The 17941-nt window shown below is 44.7% G+C and carries 14 protein-coding genes; 13 read left to right on the top strand and 1 reads right to left on the bottom strand.

Translation table 11 applies throughout. From position 1 onward, the window contains the following. The first annotated feature begins 22 nt into the window (after window positions 1-22). Genes G589_RS0110595 through G589_RS0110570 form a run of 6 tightly spaced genes read left to right on the top strand, consistent with a single transcriptional unit; the run spans window position 23 to window position 10367 of the window. Window positions 23-1522 (top strand): sugar ABC transporter ATP-binding protein, encoded by a 1500-nt coding sequence (locus G589_RS0110595; protein WP_035775903.1) that lies wholly within the window; start codon window positions 23-25, stop codon window positions 1520-1522. Further along, window positions 1522-2562: an ABC transporter permease gene (locus tag G589_RS0110590; RefSeq protein ID WP_022768444.1), complete on the top strand. Its 1041-nt coding sequence runs from the start codon at window positions 1522-1524 to the stop codon at window positions 2560-2562. The genes G589_RS0110595 and G589_RS0110590 overlap by 1 nt, the downstream gene beginning before the upstream one ends. Continuing rightward, window positions 2559-3563: a galactofuranose ABC transporter, permease protein YjfF gene (gene yjfF / locus G589_RS0110585; RefSeq protein ID WP_026522121.1), complete on the top strand. Its 1005-nt coding sequence runs from the start codon at window positions 2559-2561 to the stop codon at window positions 3561-3563. Before G589_RS0110590 ends, yjfF begins: the two co-directional genes overlap by 4 nt. 29 nt (window positions 3564-3592) lie before the next feature. After that, window positions 3593-5374 (top strand): cache domain-containing sensor histidine kinase, encoded by a 1782-nt coding sequence (locus G589_RS0110580; RefSeq protein ID WP_026522120.1) that lies wholly within the window; start codon window positions 3593-3595, stop codon window positions 5372-5374. After that, window positions 5374-7266, top strand: a complete 1893-nt coding sequence (locus G589_RS21880; protein WP_051192321.1) for a substrate-binding domain-containing protein — start codon at window positions 5374-5376, stop codon at window positions 7264-7266. Before G589_RS0110580 ends, G589_RS21880 begins: the two co-directional genes overlap by 1 nt. 14 nt (window positions 7267-7280) lie before the next feature. Beyond that, window positions 7281-10367: a TIR domain-containing protein gene (locus G589_RS0110570; RefSeq protein WP_026522118.1), complete on the top strand. Its 3087-nt coding sequence runs from the start codon at window positions 7281-7283 to the stop codon at window positions 10365-10367. Here the strand turns inward: G589_RS0110570 and G589_RS0110565 are convergent, their stop codons facing one another. Next, window positions 10368-11861: a DHH family phosphoesterase gene (locus G589_RS0110565; protein ID WP_026522117.1), complete on the bottom strand. Its 1494-nt coding sequence runs from the start codon at window positions 11859-11861 to the stop codon at window positions 10368-10370. A 141-nt stretch (window positions 11862-12002) separates the two neighbouring features. Between G589_RS0110565 and G589_RS0110560 the strand changes: the two genes are divergently transcribed. The 7 genes from G589_RS0110560 (at window position 12003) to G589_RS0110530 (ending at window position 17852) form a co-directional block, all read left to right on the top strand. Further along, window positions 12003-12929, top strand: coding sequence for a DUF1848 domain-containing protein (locus G589_RS0110560; protein ID WP_026522116.1), 927 nt, complete (start codon window positions 12003-12005; stop codon window positions 12927-12929). A gap of 129 nt (window positions 12930-13058) precedes the next feature. After that, window positions 13059-13238: a hypothetical protein gene (locus G589_RS0110555; protein ID WP_022768451.1), complete on the top strand. Its 180-nt coding sequence runs from the start codon at window positions 13059-13061 to the stop codon at window positions 13236-13238. A gap of 276 nt (window positions 13239-13514) precedes the next feature. Further along, window positions 13515-13910, top strand: a complete 396-nt coding sequence (locus G589_RS0110550; RefSeq protein WP_026519518.1) for a BlaI/MecI/CopY family transcriptional regulator — start codon at window positions 13515-13517, stop codon at window positions 13908-13910. Window positions 13911-13937: 27 nt separating this feature from the next. Next, window positions 13938-15197 (top strand): M56 family metallopeptidase, encoded by a 1260-nt coding sequence (locus G589_RS0110545; RefSeq protein WP_196811877.1) that lies wholly within the window; start codon window positions 13938-13940, stop codon window positions 15195-15197. 123 nt (window positions 15198-15320) lie between these two features. Further along, a complete protein-coding gene (locus G589_RS0110540) occupies window positions 15321-16172 on the top strand; it encodes a hypothetical protein (protein ID WP_026522114.1) in 852 nt (283 codons plus the stop codon). Between the two features lie 58 nt (window positions 16173-16230). Then, window positions 16231-16884, top strand: a complete 654-nt coding sequence (locus G589_RS19630; protein WP_035775889.1) for a hypothetical protein — start codon at window positions 16231-16233, stop codon at window positions 16882-16884. Window positions 16885-16955: 71 nt separating this feature from the next. After that, window positions 16956-17852, top strand: a complete 897-nt coding sequence (locus G589_RS0110530) for a hypothetical protein (protein WP_026522113.1) — start codon at window positions 16956-16958, stop codon at window positions 17850-17852. The last annotated feature ends 89 nt before the right edge of the window (window positions 17853-17941 follow it).

The following is a 17941-nucleotide window of genomic DNA, read 5'->3' as shown; positions in this document are numbered from 1 at the left end:
CGGTCAGACAAAACTCTTAACAATGGAAGGCATATCCAAGACCTTTGGTAAAGCGGTAATTGCCTTAAATAATGTACAGTTCGAACTTGAGGCCGGAGAAATCCATGCTCTTCTGGGCGAGAACGGTGCAGGAAAATCCACACTTATAAAAGTACTTACGGGTGTTGAGGAGAGAGATGAGGGAGAGGTTTTACTTGAGGGAAAAAAGATCCATCCCAAATCTACAAATGAAGCTCAGCAGGTGGGAATATCAACGGTTTACCAGGAAGTAAATCTTTGCCCCAACCTGTCTGTTGCAGAAAATATCTATATCGGAAGAGCTCCTAAGACAAAGATGGGAGCAATCGACTGGGCAGCTATGAGCAGAGATGCAAAAGAGCTACTAAAGAAATTTGATCTGCACCTAGATGTAAGCAAGAGGCTCGATAACTATTCCGTAGCCATTCAGCAGATGGTTGCCATAGCAAGAGCCAGTGACATACAGGCTAAGGTACTTATACTGGACGAGCCCACTAGTTCTTTGTCCAAGGTAGAAGTAGATAAGCTCTTTGAGATCATGAGAAGGCTTAAAGCAGAAGGTATGGGAATCATATTTGTAACTCATTTCCTTGATCAGGTATATGAGGTTACAGACAGGATCACAGTCCTTAGAAACGGCACTTATGTAGGTACATACAAGACATCTGAGCTTCCGAGAATGGAGCTGGTATCAAAAATGATCGGTAAGGACTATGCAGTCCTTAATCAGTCTCTTAAGGAAGGTCAGGCAGAAAAAGAGGGAACTAGAACAGGCGATGAGCTGATCTCCATGAAAGGTGTATCACACCAGGGAAGCATATCCGGAATGGACCTCTCAATTTCAAAGGGAGAGGTACTTGGTCTTTCGGGACTTCTTGGTTCAGGAAGATCGGAGACAGCAAGAGTACTGTTTGGAATAGATCAGGTAAACAGCGGTGAACTGTATATCAATGGGGAAAAGGTACACCTAAAGCATCCAATAGATGCCATAAGAAAAGACCTTGCATTTTGCCCTGAAAACAGAAAGACGGAAGGAATTATCGGGGACCTTTCCATCAGGGACAATATGGCACTTGCTCTTCAGGCAAAGAAGGGACTCTTTAAAAAGATATCCAAGAAAGAGGCTCAGAAAATCGCCGACGAGTACATAGAAAAACTTGAGATAAAGACACCGGATGCAGATCAGCTGATAAAAAACCTCTCCGGAGGAAATCAGCAGAAGGTGATCCTGGCAAGATGGCTTGCCACAAATCCGCAGCTTCTTATGCTGGATGAGCCCACAAGAGGTATCGATATCGGTACAAAGGCTGAGATCCAGAAGATAGTAATAGATCTTGCAGCTCAGGGGATGGCTGTACTCTTCATATCATCAGAACTCGACGAGGAACTCAGATGTTGCAGAAGGATTGTTGTATTAAAAGACATGGAGAAAGCAGGAGAAGTAGTAGGGGATAACATCTCAGAGACAGCTGTGATGCAGATCATGGCAGGAGGAGAAAAGTAATGAAAAATAAGCAGTATAAAATAACGCAGAATCAGGCGTTCTGGCCTGTGATCATTTTCCTGACTATCATATTGTTCAACACGATAATGACAAGGGGAGAATTCCTCTCCATATCAATAGTTGACGGACACTTCTACGGAAGAATCATTGATATCTTCAGAAACGGCGGAAAGCTCATGATCCTGGCTGCAGGTATGACCATGGTTCTTGCAACAGGCGGAACGGATATCTCCGTTGGCTCGGTTATGGCCATAAGCGGAGCCATTGCCTGTAGTATCATAAGAGGAAATCTTCTTCCGGGACTTGGCGGAAACGTAGCAGCAGCGATACTGCTTGCCGTATGTGCAGGAATCATCTGCGGACTTTGGAACGGATTTTTGGTAGCACAGATAAAGATCCAGCCCATTGTCGCAACTATGATACTTCTTGTAGCCGGAAGAGGAATAGCTCAGCTCATCACCAGCGGAAAGATCATCACCATCAATTCTGATGCGTATTATTTCATCAACGGCGGCTATATTTTAGGACTTCCTTTCCCGCTGTACATAGTTCTTTTCCTGGTTGGAATCCTGCTCTTGTTTGTTCACAGAACATCCTTCGGACTGTTCCTTGAGTCCATCGGCTGCAACTCACTGGCTTCAAAGTTTGCAGGAATCAAGGTAAACAGATACCTTCTTGCAATCTACACCATTTCAGGAGCATTTGCTTCTGTGGCAGGACTTATCGAGAGTGCGGGAATCAAAGGCGCTGACTGTAACAACGCAGGTCTTAACATCGAGCTTGATGCCATCCTTGCAGTAGCAATCGGTGGAACCAACCTCATGGGCGGAAGATTTTCAATATTTGCAAGTGTGATCGGAGCGCTTATCGTTCAGAGTATCACTACAACAGTTCTGGCACTTGGTGTTCCGGCAGCATATATCAGGGTTTTGAAAGCTCTTTTGATCATAGTTATCTGCCTTTCACAGTCAGGTAAGTTCAAACTGCTCTTTGCCAAGAAGAATCTTGAAAGTAAGAAGAAGGAGGCAGTTGCACTATGAAAGAAAAGCTGCGAATCAAAAATATATCACTTACCATGACCATAGTTCTTTTCCTGATCATGTTTATCTTCGGATCGGTCAGATACGATCATTTCTTCTCATTGTCAACGTTCCTCAATCTGTTCAATGACAATGCGTATCTGATGATCGCAGGAATTGGAATTACATTTGTACTTATTACCGGTGGTATTGATATTTCAATCTCATCAACCATTGCCTTTACCGGAGTGTTCATGGCTTACAGCCTGCAGAAGGGAATCCCGTCTTATGTGGTCATTCCCGTAGCACTACTTATCGGTATCATTGTTGGCGCTGTTCAGGGAAGTCTTATCCACTACTTCAGACTCCAGCCCTTTATCGTTACGCTGGCAGGACAGTTCCTTATGAGAGGACTTTGCGTAGTAATCAGTGAGGCATCTATACCGATCACAGATCCTTTCTTTAAGTTTATGGCACTTGGAAGAATTCAGATTAAGCTAGGTGATTCCAAGGCCCTGAACGGAAAGATTTACTATTACGTTCTTATCTTTGTAGCAGTTCTTCTTATAGGTCTTTATGTACTTAAAAGGACACCTTTCGGAAGAGCAGTTTACGCCATCGGAGGGAGTGAGCAGTCCGCAGAACTTATGGGACTCAATGTTGCAAGAACCAAGATTGGGGCGTATATTATAAGCAGTTTCTGCGCATCCCTTGCAGGTGTTGTATTTAGCTTTTACACACTGGCAGGATATGGTTTGCAGAACATGGGAATGGAACTGGATGCCATCTCATCAGCGGTTATCGGCGGAACACTTCTTACGGGAGGTGTCGGCTCAGTATTCGGAACAGCCGTTGGCGCGATGATCCAGGGTATTATCCAGACAATTGTCACTTATGAGAATCTCAATACTTGGTGGACAAAGGTTACTATTGCAGGTCTTCTTTGCTTCTTTATTGTGGTTCAGAGAATTATAGCTGTAAGAGCTGAAGCCATGAAGGGAAAAGAGCTGGCAGCAGCATAAATAAACTTTGCTTAATGAGGATGAGAGTAATGAATAAGTTGCAAACAGGATCAGGAATAACCAAGATACGTACTAAACTGATCCTGTCGCAGATATTCATTGCCCTCATCCCTTTTGTTTTGCTGGGAATCGTGGGAGTTTTATTCTCAATCCGGGAAGCCAGGAAAAATGTGACCCAGCGCACATCTCAGACGGTAATACAGGTCAGTCAGACTCTTGATACCTATATGGAGGATCTGGACAAGCTGGTCCTTACGGTATCAGATGAGATCGCAGCGGCGGACCTTGGAGATGACTGGGATCAAGAAGCAATGATCGTAAGCAGATCAATGCAGAACATCATGGGCAGATACGACGAGATAGCCGGTATGCTCTATGCTGATTCCAATGACAGATATATCAGCACCGGTATCACCAGAATATCCAGGGACTCTTTTCAAAAGGAGAACTGGTACAAGGTGGCTTTATCAGACCCTGATAAGAGTCACAAGATAAGTACGGTCACAGGAAGAAACATCACTACGGACGTAGGTTACTCGGTGGACGATGTCTTTTCCATTGTAAAGGCCGTTAAGGACAAGGAAACAGGTGAGCCTAGAGGCGTGCTTCTTATGGATATAGGGCACAGCATCATTTCCTCAGCCATCAGAGAATCCCAGCAAGGCGGCGAGGGATTTGTTTTCGTGCTGGATGAAGAGGACCACATGGTCTATACTCCCATAAATCAGGTAGTATACAGGATCAGGCCCGAGTGGCTCACCGACGAAGATGAGACCATGACCGTCGACATAGATGGAGGAAGGTACCTTATCAGGTACAAGGAATCTGAAAAGACAGGATGGAAGACCGTTTCTGTCACCTCCTACGACGAGCTTATGGGCGATTACAACAGGATGATAGGCGTTTTTGCTGTCATTCTGGTTGCAACTCTTTTACTGGTTCAATATCTTTCAATCAGGGTTTCAGACAATATCACAAGACCCATCAAGCACCTTAGGAACCTTATGATGCAGACGGAAGAAGGAAATCTGTCCCTAAGGTTTGAAAGTAACTCTCGCGATGAGATCGCGGACCTTGGCATGAGCTTTAACCACATGATCGTGAGGATCCGCGAGCTTTTGGACAGAGTAAGACATGAAGAAGATCTTAAGAGGAAGGCTGAACTGAAGATAGTTCAGGAACAGTTCAAGCCTCACTTTCTATATAATACGCTGGACACCATCAACTGGATGGCCAGAGAACACGGGGCAAAAGACATTGTCAGTCTCGTAGATGCCCTGACCAATGTATTCAGGATAAGCCTTAGCCACGGCAAGGACTATATCACCATCAGAGAAGAGATCAATTATATTTCCAGCTATCTCTATGTACAAAAAACCAGATATGAAGACAAGCTCTTATTCGAAATAGATGCGGACGAGGACTGTATGCAGAGGCAAGTGCCAAAGCTGATCCTTCAGCCTCTTGTTGAGAATGCCATCTACCACGGCATTAAGCTTAAGAGGGGAACGGGACACATCAATATTTCTGTGCATCGAATCGAAGACAGGATCTGCATGAGTGTTGAGGACGACGGAAAGGGAATGGATGAAAATACCAGAGATTCCCTTAGGGACCTTTTAAAGACCGGCGAGCGCACAGACGATGTGAAGGTGGATGACAACCAGAGCTTTGGTCTTTTTTACGTAAAAGAGAGACTCCAGCAAAGATACAGGGATAACTACAGCGTAGAGGTTGAGAGTACTCAGGATATCGGCACACGCATATCCATATACATACCTTTTTTTGAAGAGGAGACCGGTGTAATCTGATGAAGATGTTAAAAGAAAAATGGCATATATTAAGTGCACTGGCTGTGATGGTGCTCACTGCGCTTACCATAGGAGGCTGCCACATGATTCCCTTAGGGGACAGTGGTAGCCAAAAAGGCGTTGCATCAATTATAGGTGTATCTCAGGCTAACATGAGAGAAGAGTGGAGAGTTGCTCTTATAAATGAGCTCAGGGAAGAGACTGAGAAGTATGAGGATATCCAGATCGTAACTACCGATGCCACAGGAAGCGCTGCCAAACAGGTGCAGGATATCGACAATCTCATTGGCTATGGAATGGATCTTCTAATAATTTCTCCCTGTGATGAGAAGATCATGGGAGAGAAGATAAAAGAGGTATATGACAGCGGAATACCTGTAATTGTCATGGACAGATCGGTAGAGGGCTTTGACTACACTCTTTATATCGGACCTGACAATGAAGTTATTGGGCAGCAGGCCGGATCTTATATCATAGATCTCCTGGGCGAAAAAGGCGGAGATGTAGTTGTGCTTCAGGGAAATCCTGCGTCAGTTCAGGGAACTGAGAGACTATCGGGATTCAAAGGCGCTATTGAGAACGCGCCCGGTATCACACTTCATGAAGTATACCTGGCAGCAGAGTCCAAAGATGCTGCCTATGATATCGTAGTAACAGCCAAAAACATTGTTGAGAATTCTGATATAATATTTGCTTACAGTGACTCAATGGCACTTGGAGCCTGCGATGCACTTAAGGCTCTGGGACTCGAAAATAAGGTCATGATCGTTGACTGCGACGGCTTTAAGGGAGCAGATGAAGGCATCGATCTGGTGTCTCAGGGAAGGCTTATGGCTACCGTTTCCTGCCCTATCGGAGGTAAGGAAGCCATTGACTATGCCCTTTCAATCTTAAACAATGAGAGCGGAGTTCCCAAGCAGGTGATACTTCGCAGCAATATCATTGACAAGAGCAACGTGGAAGAGAACGTAAACCGCATAAATGCCGATACATCAGATGACGGCAGAAAGCTAAAAGTCGGCTACTCTCAGGTAGGACAGGAGAGTAACTGGCGTCTTGCCAACACCAAATCCATTGAGGAATCGGCTAAGGCCTTTAACATTGATCTGCACATGGAGATTGCTGACCAGTCTCAGGAGAAACAGTTTGAAGCAATAAGGTCCTTTATAAAAGAGGGTGTTGATGTTATAGTAGTATCTCCTGTTGTTGAGACCGGCTGGGATGAGGTCCTTAGAGAAGCCAAGGCAGCAGGCATTCCCGTTATAATGTCAGATAGAAATGTCCTTGTGGAGAACAGGGAAGAGAACCTGACAACGACGTATCTGGGGGCGGACTTTGTAGAGGAAGGTCGCAGAGCCATGCGCTGGATCAGAGACAATGTGGACAGCACGGGCGGCGACATGAAGATCATGGAGATCATGGGCAATGTCGGTGCATCTCCCACAGAGGAGAGAGATGCGGGCTTTAGGGAAATCCTTGAAGAGAACCCCGGATATGAAATATCATATTCCGCCTATGGCGATTTCACTTTTGACGGTGGGAAAAAGGTAATAAGAGAATACCTTGAGAAAAACGAGTGGGACATCGACATTATCTTTTCCCAGAATGACGACATGGCCCTTGGCGCAATCGAGGAGCTTAAGGCCCATGGAATAAAACCCGATGAAGATGTTAAAATAATCTCAGTGGATGCCACCACGGAGGCTTTTGAAGCTATGGTCAGAGGAGAGCTCAGCTGCGCTGTTGAGTGTAACCCGATAATCGGACCACAGCTCATGAAGGCCATAAGGGACCTTTGCAGCGGTAAGCAGATGCCCTTCAGGATCATCACAGATGAGAAGGTTTACGATCAGTCCGTGGCGGAGGATTATATTCGCAAGAGGAGATATTAAATCGGAGGATTGTAATGATAAATCACTTCAATGCTTTTATTTCTTACAAGCATGCAGACCTTGATAATAAGATAGCCGCCTCTATTGTAAAGGACTTGGAGCGCTTTCATATCCCTAAGAAGATACAGAAGGCTACCGGAGTAAAAAAGATAGAGAGGATATTCAGGGATAAGGACGAGCTTCCAATAACCAGTGACCTTGGGGATACCATATCACAGGCGCTTGAAAACTCTGACTTTTTGATTGTCATCTGTTCTCATAACACCAAGCTCTCAACCTGGGTTGAGAGGGAGATTGAGTACTTTTTGCAGAGCCATCCGATTAACCGGATTCTTACGGTACTTTGCGATGGTGAACCAAACGAAGTTATTCCGCAGATTCTTTTAAAGGGAAAAGACATTTTTGTGGACGAAAACGGCGTAGAGCATATCAGGGAAATCCCCTATGAGCCGCTTTCCTGTGACTATAGATTGCCTTACAGAAAGGCCAAGGCTGAGGAACTTCCAAGGCTTGCTGCGGCGCTTATCGGCTGTTCTTATGATGAGCTGATAAACAGAAGGCGTCAGTACAAGATGCGCAGAATGAATGCGATCTTTGCAGGTGCGCTTACGTTAACGCTTGGTTTTATAGCGTATATGATGCACTCCAATGCGCTTATTCAAAAGAATTATCTGGAGTCGCTCAAGAATCAGTCCAGATATCTGGCAAACGAATCCGAAATAAAGTTAAATAATGCGAACCGAATTGAAGCTATGCAACTGGCACTGGCATCTCTTCCTGAAGGTGATGAGGATGTAAGGCCTGTAATTCCCGAGGCTGAAAGAGCTATCACCAAGGCTTCTTACTCCTATGTGTCACTTGAGGGCAGCAATATAGGTGCTGTTTGGAATTACAGAATGCCTGGGCGTGTAAAGAGCTTTAAACTCTCTGATGAAGGCTCATATTTTGCTGCCATGGATCAGAACGGTGTTGTCATGGCCTGGAAGACAGACGTCAGCCATGAACTGGTTCTTTATGAGGACAATGCTGCCGACAAAGGAACAGGCTTCTTCTTCCTTGGAGATGACAGACTGATACTCTTGTGCCAGGGAAGCGTTTCGGCTTTTGATCTTAATGAGAGCAAACTTTTGTGGAAAATAGAGGATGAACAGTCAAAACAGCTCTTTGTCGATGATGTCTTTGTGCTGCCCGAAGGTGATCTTCTTCTTCCCGGAGCAAAGGGAAATGTAGATATTGTTTCTGCAGATGACGGGAAGCTTAAAAGAACGTTCTCTCTTTTTGGGGATGAGTCTAACATGATTGATGCTACTGATTTTGTTATGTCTGAAGATGGGACAAAGCTCATCTATATTCTGGCGAACAAGACAGATATCAATAATTATATTTACAGTCTGCATGAGTATGACCTTAGCACCGGGGAGCAGCTTGTAAACGATGAGATAGGCAGCTGGGTTACAAGTATAGTCTCGGCCGGTGACAATATCTATCTGGCATGCAAGGAAGATATGGACGGATCCAGCGTTCAGCTCATGAACTTTCGATTTGTAACGGAGGACAAGGCAGAGATCAAATGTATTTCCATAGAGGATCTTAGTGAGAAATGGGCATCTGAAATTACAGCTACAGACGTGTATTTCAACGCAGAATTTCTTCCTCTGGCGGGCGGAAAGATTGCCTATTATGAGTCCGACACCTGCAGGATATGGGATGTAGAGACCGGAGAGATACTGGGAACTTATAATACCAATGATTCGATTATCGATATAAGCGATAATGATGGGGACGGAGAGCCGATGTTTATTACCAAAGGCGGAGCCACAGCAGCTCCGGCAACGTTTGGGGATAAGCAAGGGGTATCTGTCTTTGACAGATTTACGGACAATCTGTCAGATGCTCTTGTCGGGGGAGGAGTCTATACATTAAGCGATAATGCAAGACAGGTAATATACTATGGCACCAAGGTCTATGATGAAGAATGGAAACTTATTGATGAGGTGCCTGATTTTAAAACAGGCAATACCTATTTGCTAACCGAAGATGTATTGGCGATTCTGGATGATGAAGGTGAAGGAGCCAAGATCATCTTTGTTGATCCGGCAGAGAAGACCTATATGGGTCAGTGCGTTTTGAGTGAAGATATTCCGTCCTATAGCTATAGACTGATCGGATCGAATAATAGCACATTTTATGCGGCTGTAAGTAAAGGACTGGTTTTAAGAATAGTGAAGGTCAATCTTTCTGACATGACGCTTGAGGAAGAGGTGATCAACGAGGATTACAGCAAGTATGAGCCGTATTGCTTTTTGAAAAACGGAAAGCTTGTTTATATCAATAGCGGAGAAGGATTTGAATATACAATTGTTCAAAGGGATCTTGCCACAGGAGAAGAGAAAAAGGTTGAATTTAATACCGCCTTTAGCGATGTATATTACATTGAGGAGATAGATAGCGTATATATTAATGCAGATACCGATCTTCTGGCTGATATGTCTAAAGAGACGATTACTGAGATTGATTTAGGAGAAGGTTTTGGAGACGCAGTCCTGGCTTCGGCAAACAGTGATGGCAGTATCATTGCTGTAAGCGACAGCGAGATTATAAAGCTCATAGGAAGAGATGGTGAAATTATTGGTGAGATATTCTGTGGTGGAGTCGCACCAATGGATATTACCTTTATAGACGCTGACGGAAAAGAGATCATAGTGGTGGCTTACACTAATGGAACGCTTTACCGCTATGATAAAGAGACCTTTGAATTTTTGGGAAAAAGTGATCTTTCTGTTATCGGATCGTCATTCGTTTCGAATAAATACTTTGACTATGACAGTGAAAAGGGTCTGCTCTATTTTAAAAACAGCGATATCACAGATGTGGTGGAGACAGATACCTGGGTCGAAGTTACATGTATCTATAACTCTTTTGGCCATGACAAAAAAACAGACACCTTCTTAACTTACGGTTATGACCAAAAGTCTACGGAAGGTGTCGTTGGATACTTTAAGCATTATTCTGTGGATGATCTGATCCAGAAGACAAAGGATTATCTTCATGGTGAAGAGATGTCAGTGGAGCAGAAATCCATATACGGAATTACCGGATAATTAAGCTTCTGAATACAATCTGTTAAACAGCGACCCTCTGATAATATAAATGTCATGAGGGTCGTCTTCACGACAGGCAATATAGTCGCCCGGATTTCCAAGGTAGTATTTCTCGCTGTCCCAGGCTGTGAAGACTTTTGCGCCGCGCTTTAGAGTCTTTGCATAGATACAGGAGGTATCTGTGGTGCTCACAGTCTTTGCAAACTCCATGATGGATTTCTTTTTGCCAGTAGTAAGAGACTTGATCTTTGGCGGGTATTCAAGAGCCTCTGTGTAGGGGCTATCTTTTAATGTATAGCTCTTTAGGAGCTTTTCTTCTTTTATAGGGTAGATCTCGCCCTCGATTCCAATCATTATATAAAGATCCGGTTCAACGGTTATGTCTACGTCTCCCTCAAGAGTTCTGATGGAAACAAGAGTCTTTTCAGGGAAAACATCGGTGAGCTTAACGCAGCCTCTGTCCTGAGGAAGCTTTTTGTATCTGCCCATTTCCGCTGTATCAAGGGTGGTCTTTAAGGCGTAGATTACATCATAGCTGTCATAGTAAAGGCGGAGTCTTTCTTTAAGTATTTCGTCTGCACTTTTTCCTTCAATCTTCTCGGGTCGGATGGATCCGCCGGCTTTGTAGATATGTCCACCGCCGCCTCCGATGCCTTCAGCAAGGAAAGCAGCAAGATCGTTGGCATGAACTTCCTTGGAGCAGCTCCTTACAGAGAACTTGATCTCTTCAGGGCTCTCGTAGTAGGCGACGCAGACATCAACACCTGCAGTTTCCAGTGAGAAGTCACTCATTACTCCAAGGATATTGGGGTCGCAGGGCTCAGCCTGGATTATCATGTATCTGTTGTCATCAAAAAACTCGTATCCGAGGATAGCCTTTCCGGTTATCTTCAGCTCTTTTAAAGAGATATTGGAGTTGCTCATTCTGACAATAAGGCTCTTATTGACGATAAGCTCATCCATCATATCTCTGTCCAGAGGATGGGATACTTCGGAGAGTTTGTTGGTATCGGTATAAAGACCGTAGTATAGAGCAGTGGAGAGCTTTTTATTTGTGCTTATCAGCTCTTTTGCCTTATCACCTTCCGCACATATCATGTCCCAGACAACGGTGGATGCGCTGCCGATATTGCTGCGAACCTCAGAAAGCTCAGGCAGATCAACGGTCTTCTGGTGATGGTCTATAATGGCGATATTCTGCGCCTTTGACGTGGTCACATTTCTCTGGCCGTACTGGCAGTCAACGGTTATCAGAAGCTCAGGCTCTTCGTCGTAGTCAGGGACATACTCTATGGGAATCTTAAGTTCTTTTAACATGATCATAAGATTGCTCTTCTGGATCTTGTTTCGTCCTCTGTAGATAAAACGCACATCCTTGCCGGCGGCCTTAAAATATGTATAAAGCCCAAAGCCTGAAGCAAGGGCATCCGCATCAGGATTGTCGTGGCACTGGATCACTATATTTTCAAATTTCAGAAGGTCTTGTAGTTTCATAATATTTCCTTTTATTTGTTTTTTCAGGCGTATAAATTCTAACATAGTAGGATGTCCTTTGCCAATTTTGAGTTGCAACAGATATAATCTGTATATATGATTTAGTCGTTACGAAGTTGGTTGAACTGAGGAAATGCTTTTATGATAATCAACACAGGACAGAGGACTGATATTCCTGCTTTTTACCCCAAGTGGCTTGCAAACAGGTTTAAAGAGGGAGAAGTCTGCGTCCGCAATCCATTTAATGAAGAAAGGGTCAGCAGGTATAAGCTTAGTCCTGACACGGTAGATGTGGTGGGATTTTGCTCTAAGAATCCTGCGCCATTTTTTGAGTATATGGATGTGATAAAGGACTACGGACAATACTGGTTCGTTACGATAACGCCCTATGGAAGGGATATAGAGCCGGGAGTTCCCGACAAGCATAAGATACTGGAGGACTTTAAGGCGCTCTCGAAGATGGTTGGAATTAACAGCATCGGATGGAGATATGACCCGATACTGGTAAATGACAGGTATACTGTGGACTATCATCTGCGCGCCTTTGAGCAGATGGCTGCTGCACTGGATGGGTACACCAAGACTGTTGTCATCAGCTTTATTGATCTGTATGAGAAGGTGAAAAGAAATTTCCCTGAGGTAAGCTCTGTCGCAAGGCAGAATAAGCACTTTCTGGGAAAAGAGATCGTGAAGATCGCTACAGCTCATGGCATGGTGGTAAAGCCCTGCGGAGAGGGCGAGTTTCTGTCGGAGTACGGCGCTGACTGCAGAGGCTGTATGACAATTGAGACTTACGAAAAAGCCATCGGAGCAAAGCTCATCGTCCCAAATAAAAAGCCCGCAAGAAAAGAGTGCGCATGTTACCTCTCAGGTGACATCGGAGCCTATGACAGCTGTGGACATCTCTGCAGATACTGCTACGCAAACAATGACATCGAGGCAGTTAAGCGAAACATGAAGCTCCACAATCCCGATTCGCCTTTCCTTATCGGAGGCTACCGCGAGGGCGACATAATCCACGACGTCGAGATGAAATCCTACATCGACAACCAACTCAGCCTATTCTAAAATGAACCCCTGACTCCGTCCCCAGGGCTCATTTTTGAGCCCCGGGGACGGAGTCAGGGGTTCATTTTTCAAATATTGGTGGTATAATATTGATATAAATTAATATATCTCTTTTGGGAGGGCAGGATTATGGATGATTTGGAAAAGATCAAAACTCATGTCACAAAGGAAGAGGAAATATATGCAGAACCTGAACGAGCTGCACTGTTTACCGATGATATCAGTGAAAAGGCGATAAAGCCGGAGATATCGAAACAATCAACGGTCGCATTTACCGAGAAAGAACGGCTCTGGGAAGGAATGAAATAAATAAAGAACAATAACTGAATATGGTATAAATTATAAAGGCTTCGGAGTGATCCGAAGCCTTTTTGTATATCAATATACTCTTCATCAAAGCAGGGATATATCAGGCTGACGCCTACTGTGGCTTCGATAATCCTGGGATTTGTATTAACGGGACTCAAAAGATATCGTGTGATAGGGCTTGGAAGTAGAAGCGTCGTATGAAATGAAAAAAATTGAATAACAACTATTAATTATTAACATATGTTATCCGATATAATAGATATACAGGAGGATGGTATGCCAAAAGAAGAGATGCTTCCAAGTGAAAGTGAATGGATGATCATGGAGACGCTTTGGAGATGCGGGCATGATCTTACCTCTGCGGAGATAGCCGATGCACTTCCAAAATCTTCCAAGATGAACCAGAGAATGGTCAGGGTCCTTATAAACAGATTGTGTAAAAAAGGGATGCTCACATATACGGTCGATCCGGATGATGCAAGAGTTTATCACTACAGTGCTGCAAGGGGAAGGCAGGAGTGCCAGAGAGCCAAGAGCAGCGCTTTTGTGGAGAATTATTTTGAGGGCAACAGACTATCAGCCGCATTTACTTTGCTGGAGGGCGGAAAGCTGTCGGCGGAGCAGATAAAAGAGCTTGAGGACATCCTCAAAAAAGCCAGGAAAGATATTTAAGTCTCATGGATGAGCAAGGGAGCAGTTATGCAAGGAATGCAAATGTTCTTTGAACAACTGCATAATGTCTTTGAATTTGTATGCGTTTATTATTCGACCATACTTGGTTTTTGTGCGATCATATCAATTTTTGTAATGGGAATTATCATGGCCTTAAGGAGTAGTGTGTTTGCCGGGCATGTCTTTGGCAGAGCTGCTTTGTGGTGCATGCTGATTCCTGTTTTATTTTGCGGGAAACTAAGAGCTTATTTTGAGACAAGAGTTGGTGTGCATACCATATTCAGGTGGTATAGCTTTTTGTCAGAGCATAGATGGATATGTGCAGTGTATATGGCTGGGATTATAGCATTTGCAGCACTGCTTATTTATAGGCGCGTCAGACTAAAACGCCTTATCAGGTTCATGACCGATTCGGAAGATGATCACTTATCCGTGTATCCTGTCAAAGTGTTTGCGGGTAAAGCATCGCCTTTCTGCCTGGGATGCTTTAAGCCGGTTATTGTAGTTCCGGATAGCTTGCAAGGTGCAGAAAGAGGCGTTGTGATAAAGCATGAAGAGACACATATAAGGCTCGGACATCTGTGGATATTGCTGGCTTACGATATTCTTCGGACTCTTCTTTGGCCCAATGTCCTGCTTCATATAGGAGTTCGGTATTTGAAAAGAGATCTTGAAGATATTTGTGATCTGGTAACGATTCAGAGAAACAACATCGATACGGGGTTTTACGGACGCGTAATTCTCGACTGTGCAAAAGACATGTCTGATAGCGGGAGAAAGATTGGATATGAAAGCGGAATGTCTTTTACCACGGATGATAATTACAAGGCCTTGAGAAAGAGACTTGAGCAGATAGTAAGGAAAAGGGCATACAATCCGAAAGCTGTGCTGAGCGGGGCTGTAATCCTAGTGATGGTGGTTTGCGCTGTGATCGGACTTATAAAGGCTAATTCCTATAAGAGAACCAATGACATGGGACCGGTCTGTTCCATGTGCTATACAGGTGATCTGGATTCTATATTTGTAGATGACGACCAGTCCATTGTGACATATTATGACGACGAGTATATATCAATAAACGCCCAAGCCCTTCTTGAGCAGTACCCTGAAGCAAAAAGCGGCGATGGATGGTTTTATTTCTCAGTGGGCGGCTACTACAAGATCCCCGGAATCGGTGGCAGCGTAAGCTGGGGAGAGCTCGATGCAAAAGATATCAACGAGAGCATCATCATTATCCCCAACCACTCAGACATCGACATCTTCGAGCGCCTCATCATGTGGTTATGACCCCTAGGGACGGAGTCAGTGGCTCATTTTTGAGCCCTAGGGACGGAGTCAAGGGCTCATTTTTGACCCCTGGGGACGGAGTCAGGGGATCATTTTTGAAAACCGGGAACAGGAGGTGGTTATGTGAACGGATGGGAAGTCACTGTGAGTGGCAACACAACTCATTACAGGAAAAGACTCTATGATGCATACGGCAATCATGTCGGAACCATCGGAATCTGCAGACCAACCAAGCAGACCGGCAAGAAAAAGAAACCGGCACTATATAGCTTTAAGCAGGTTTCATCACAGGTCTTGCAGGCTAAGACCTCCACAAAAGCCATGCAGGTATCGAACAGTATCAGGGCGAAGATAGCTCTTTTGAAAAAGCAGCTAAAGAACGGGGACGTGGATGAAGAAGAGGTACTGAGGGCAATTCTCCATGCCGAGATGGTTCAAAGAGCCTGCGATAAGAAAAAGAAGAACCTGAAAATGGAAGAGACTGCGGAAAGGAATATCAAGGCTGAGGAGGAAATGCCTGTTGAGCCGGAAGAAGCGCCGGATGAAGCAGCGTCCGAGGAAGAGATAAAAGAGCTTGAGCAGGCCGAGTTTGAAGCCCTTATGGAAAAGTTAGAGCTCAGCGTCGATGAGATGATGGAGATGGCGGAAGAGACGGTAGAGCTGGACGAGGAGCTTGATGAAATGGCAGAGGCTCTCTCAGGATCCATGACACCTGAGGACTTAGAGCAGCTCAAGGTCAAGCACAGATCTGATGAAGCCAGAGACATATTGAAGGCGGATCTTAAGTATTTGAAGGCACTGTTTGACCGGCTCCAATCTGAAAAAGAGAATGCCGGAAAAAGCTCTTTTGCGGGAGCAGGGGCATACGACAGCGGAGTGATGCTATCGCTGGGAGGTGTGGACATGACAGTTATGGATGCGGGAACGACGAGCGCACCGGCAGAAACAGGTGGGACGTTTGATGTAGGGGTGTGAGATATTTTTTTTGAAGAATAGATTAACAAATGTTAATAAATGCAAGGAGGTAACATTTATGAGCATAGGAATCAACACAAATTATGGAACGAAGGGTTATGTAGGCCTAAATAGCAGCGCAGAGCCGGCGTGGATCAAGGATGATGATAAGGAAAAAGAGAAAGCATCTTCCGCAGCACAGCCCGGAGTTATCTACGAAAAGCAGGATGCCAATGCGAAGGCAGCAAAGAGCGAGAAGGATGATGAAAAGGCTATATACAAGAAGTCCAAAGAAGACCGGGCAGCCATAGTTCAGCAGCTCAAGGCCGCCGAGGAACAGCAGAGGAACAATCTGATTTCCATTGTGCAAAAGACGCTGCAAGGTCAGGTAGGTGCTTATGGAACAGCCAAGGGCGATGACTTCTGGAGGCAGCTTGCCGGTGGCAATTTCAAGGTGGATGCTGCCTCCAAGGCTCAGGCGCAAAAAGATATTTCAGAAGACGGCTATTACGGCGTAAAGCAGACTTCCCAAAGGCTCTTTGATTTCGCATCAGCTCTTGCCGGCGATGACGTGGACAAGATGAAAGAGATGCAAAAGGCCATGGAGAAGGGCTTCAAGCAGGCAACAAAGACCTGGGGAAGAGATCTTCCTTCAATCTGCAAGGAAACCATGAATGCGGCGAACAAGCTGTTTGAGGACTACTACAGTTCAAAAGAGAAAGGAACAGTATAAGTTGCTAAAGGTTATATGCCGATATAACAGAAAAAAAGTTATGTCGTTCATATACACGGAGGTAGATGGTCATGACCGGAATCAATATTACTTCGCTGGATAGACAGGTAAAAGACATTGGTCAGGAAATTTATGCTGCGAAACAGCAGCGAGATGAGAAGCTGGCAAAGTCTTCACCTGAAAATAAAGATGGTGGTTTGCAGATGGCAATTCATGAAAAGCTCAGTGATAGATCAAACGTAGCTTTTGGTGACACGGCAGCTACGCTTTCTATCTCTGCGCTTGGAGCAGAAGAACTGGAGAAAGTCAGAGATTCTTGGAATAACCATCCGGTAAGTTCTCTGTACAGAACAGAGATTCCGATTAACAAGAATGCTGAAGGTGCGTACAAGATAGGCGGAGTTTCTTTTTCCGAAGAAGAGTTTGACGCGGCCAGAAAGCTTGTGACTGGTGTCGGAAGTCAGCTGAAGGCAGGATACCTAAGCTATCGGGACTATGCCAAGATGAAAGTCGCGCAGAAGGTTGTGGAAAACACCGCTGCTGCGGGATTTAATGAAGATCAGGCCAAGGTGATCAGCAAGGCTATGAGAGATTACAACAATGGTCTGGTGGAAAGACAGAGCGAAATGCTTTCGGGAAGAACCACACGTGTGAACGATGATCCTGAGTCAGGCAGATACTTTGGAGTTGAAGTACTGGTGCCCGGAAGCGTTACAGAATCTGGAACACCAAGATATGCCAGCACCGACATTGCTACTGATAGGGAACTGATAAAAACGCTCCGCGACAGTATAAGGGCAGTTGATATTACCGGCAAAAACGCTGCTTCTGAGATTAAAGCTCTTTATCAGGACATCATGAAGCCCGTATATGCTGCGCAGTACCCATTCCAGAGGGAATCTGATATAAATGACGCTTTGGATAAAGACGTAAAAGAGCTTATGGCACTTATAGATGTAGAGAAGTGATATTTAGATTTGCTCATGAAAAATGAGCCCATGACTCCGTCCCTAGGGATCAAAAATGAGCCATGGGGACGGAGTCATGGGTTCATTTC

The organism is Butyrivibrio sp. VCB2001, from assembly GCF_000423965.1.
Classification (GTDB): Bacteria; Bacillota; Clostridia; order Lachnospirales; family Lachnospiraceae; genus Butyrivibrio.
This window is presented reverse-complemented; position numbering and strand designations above follow the sequence as displayed.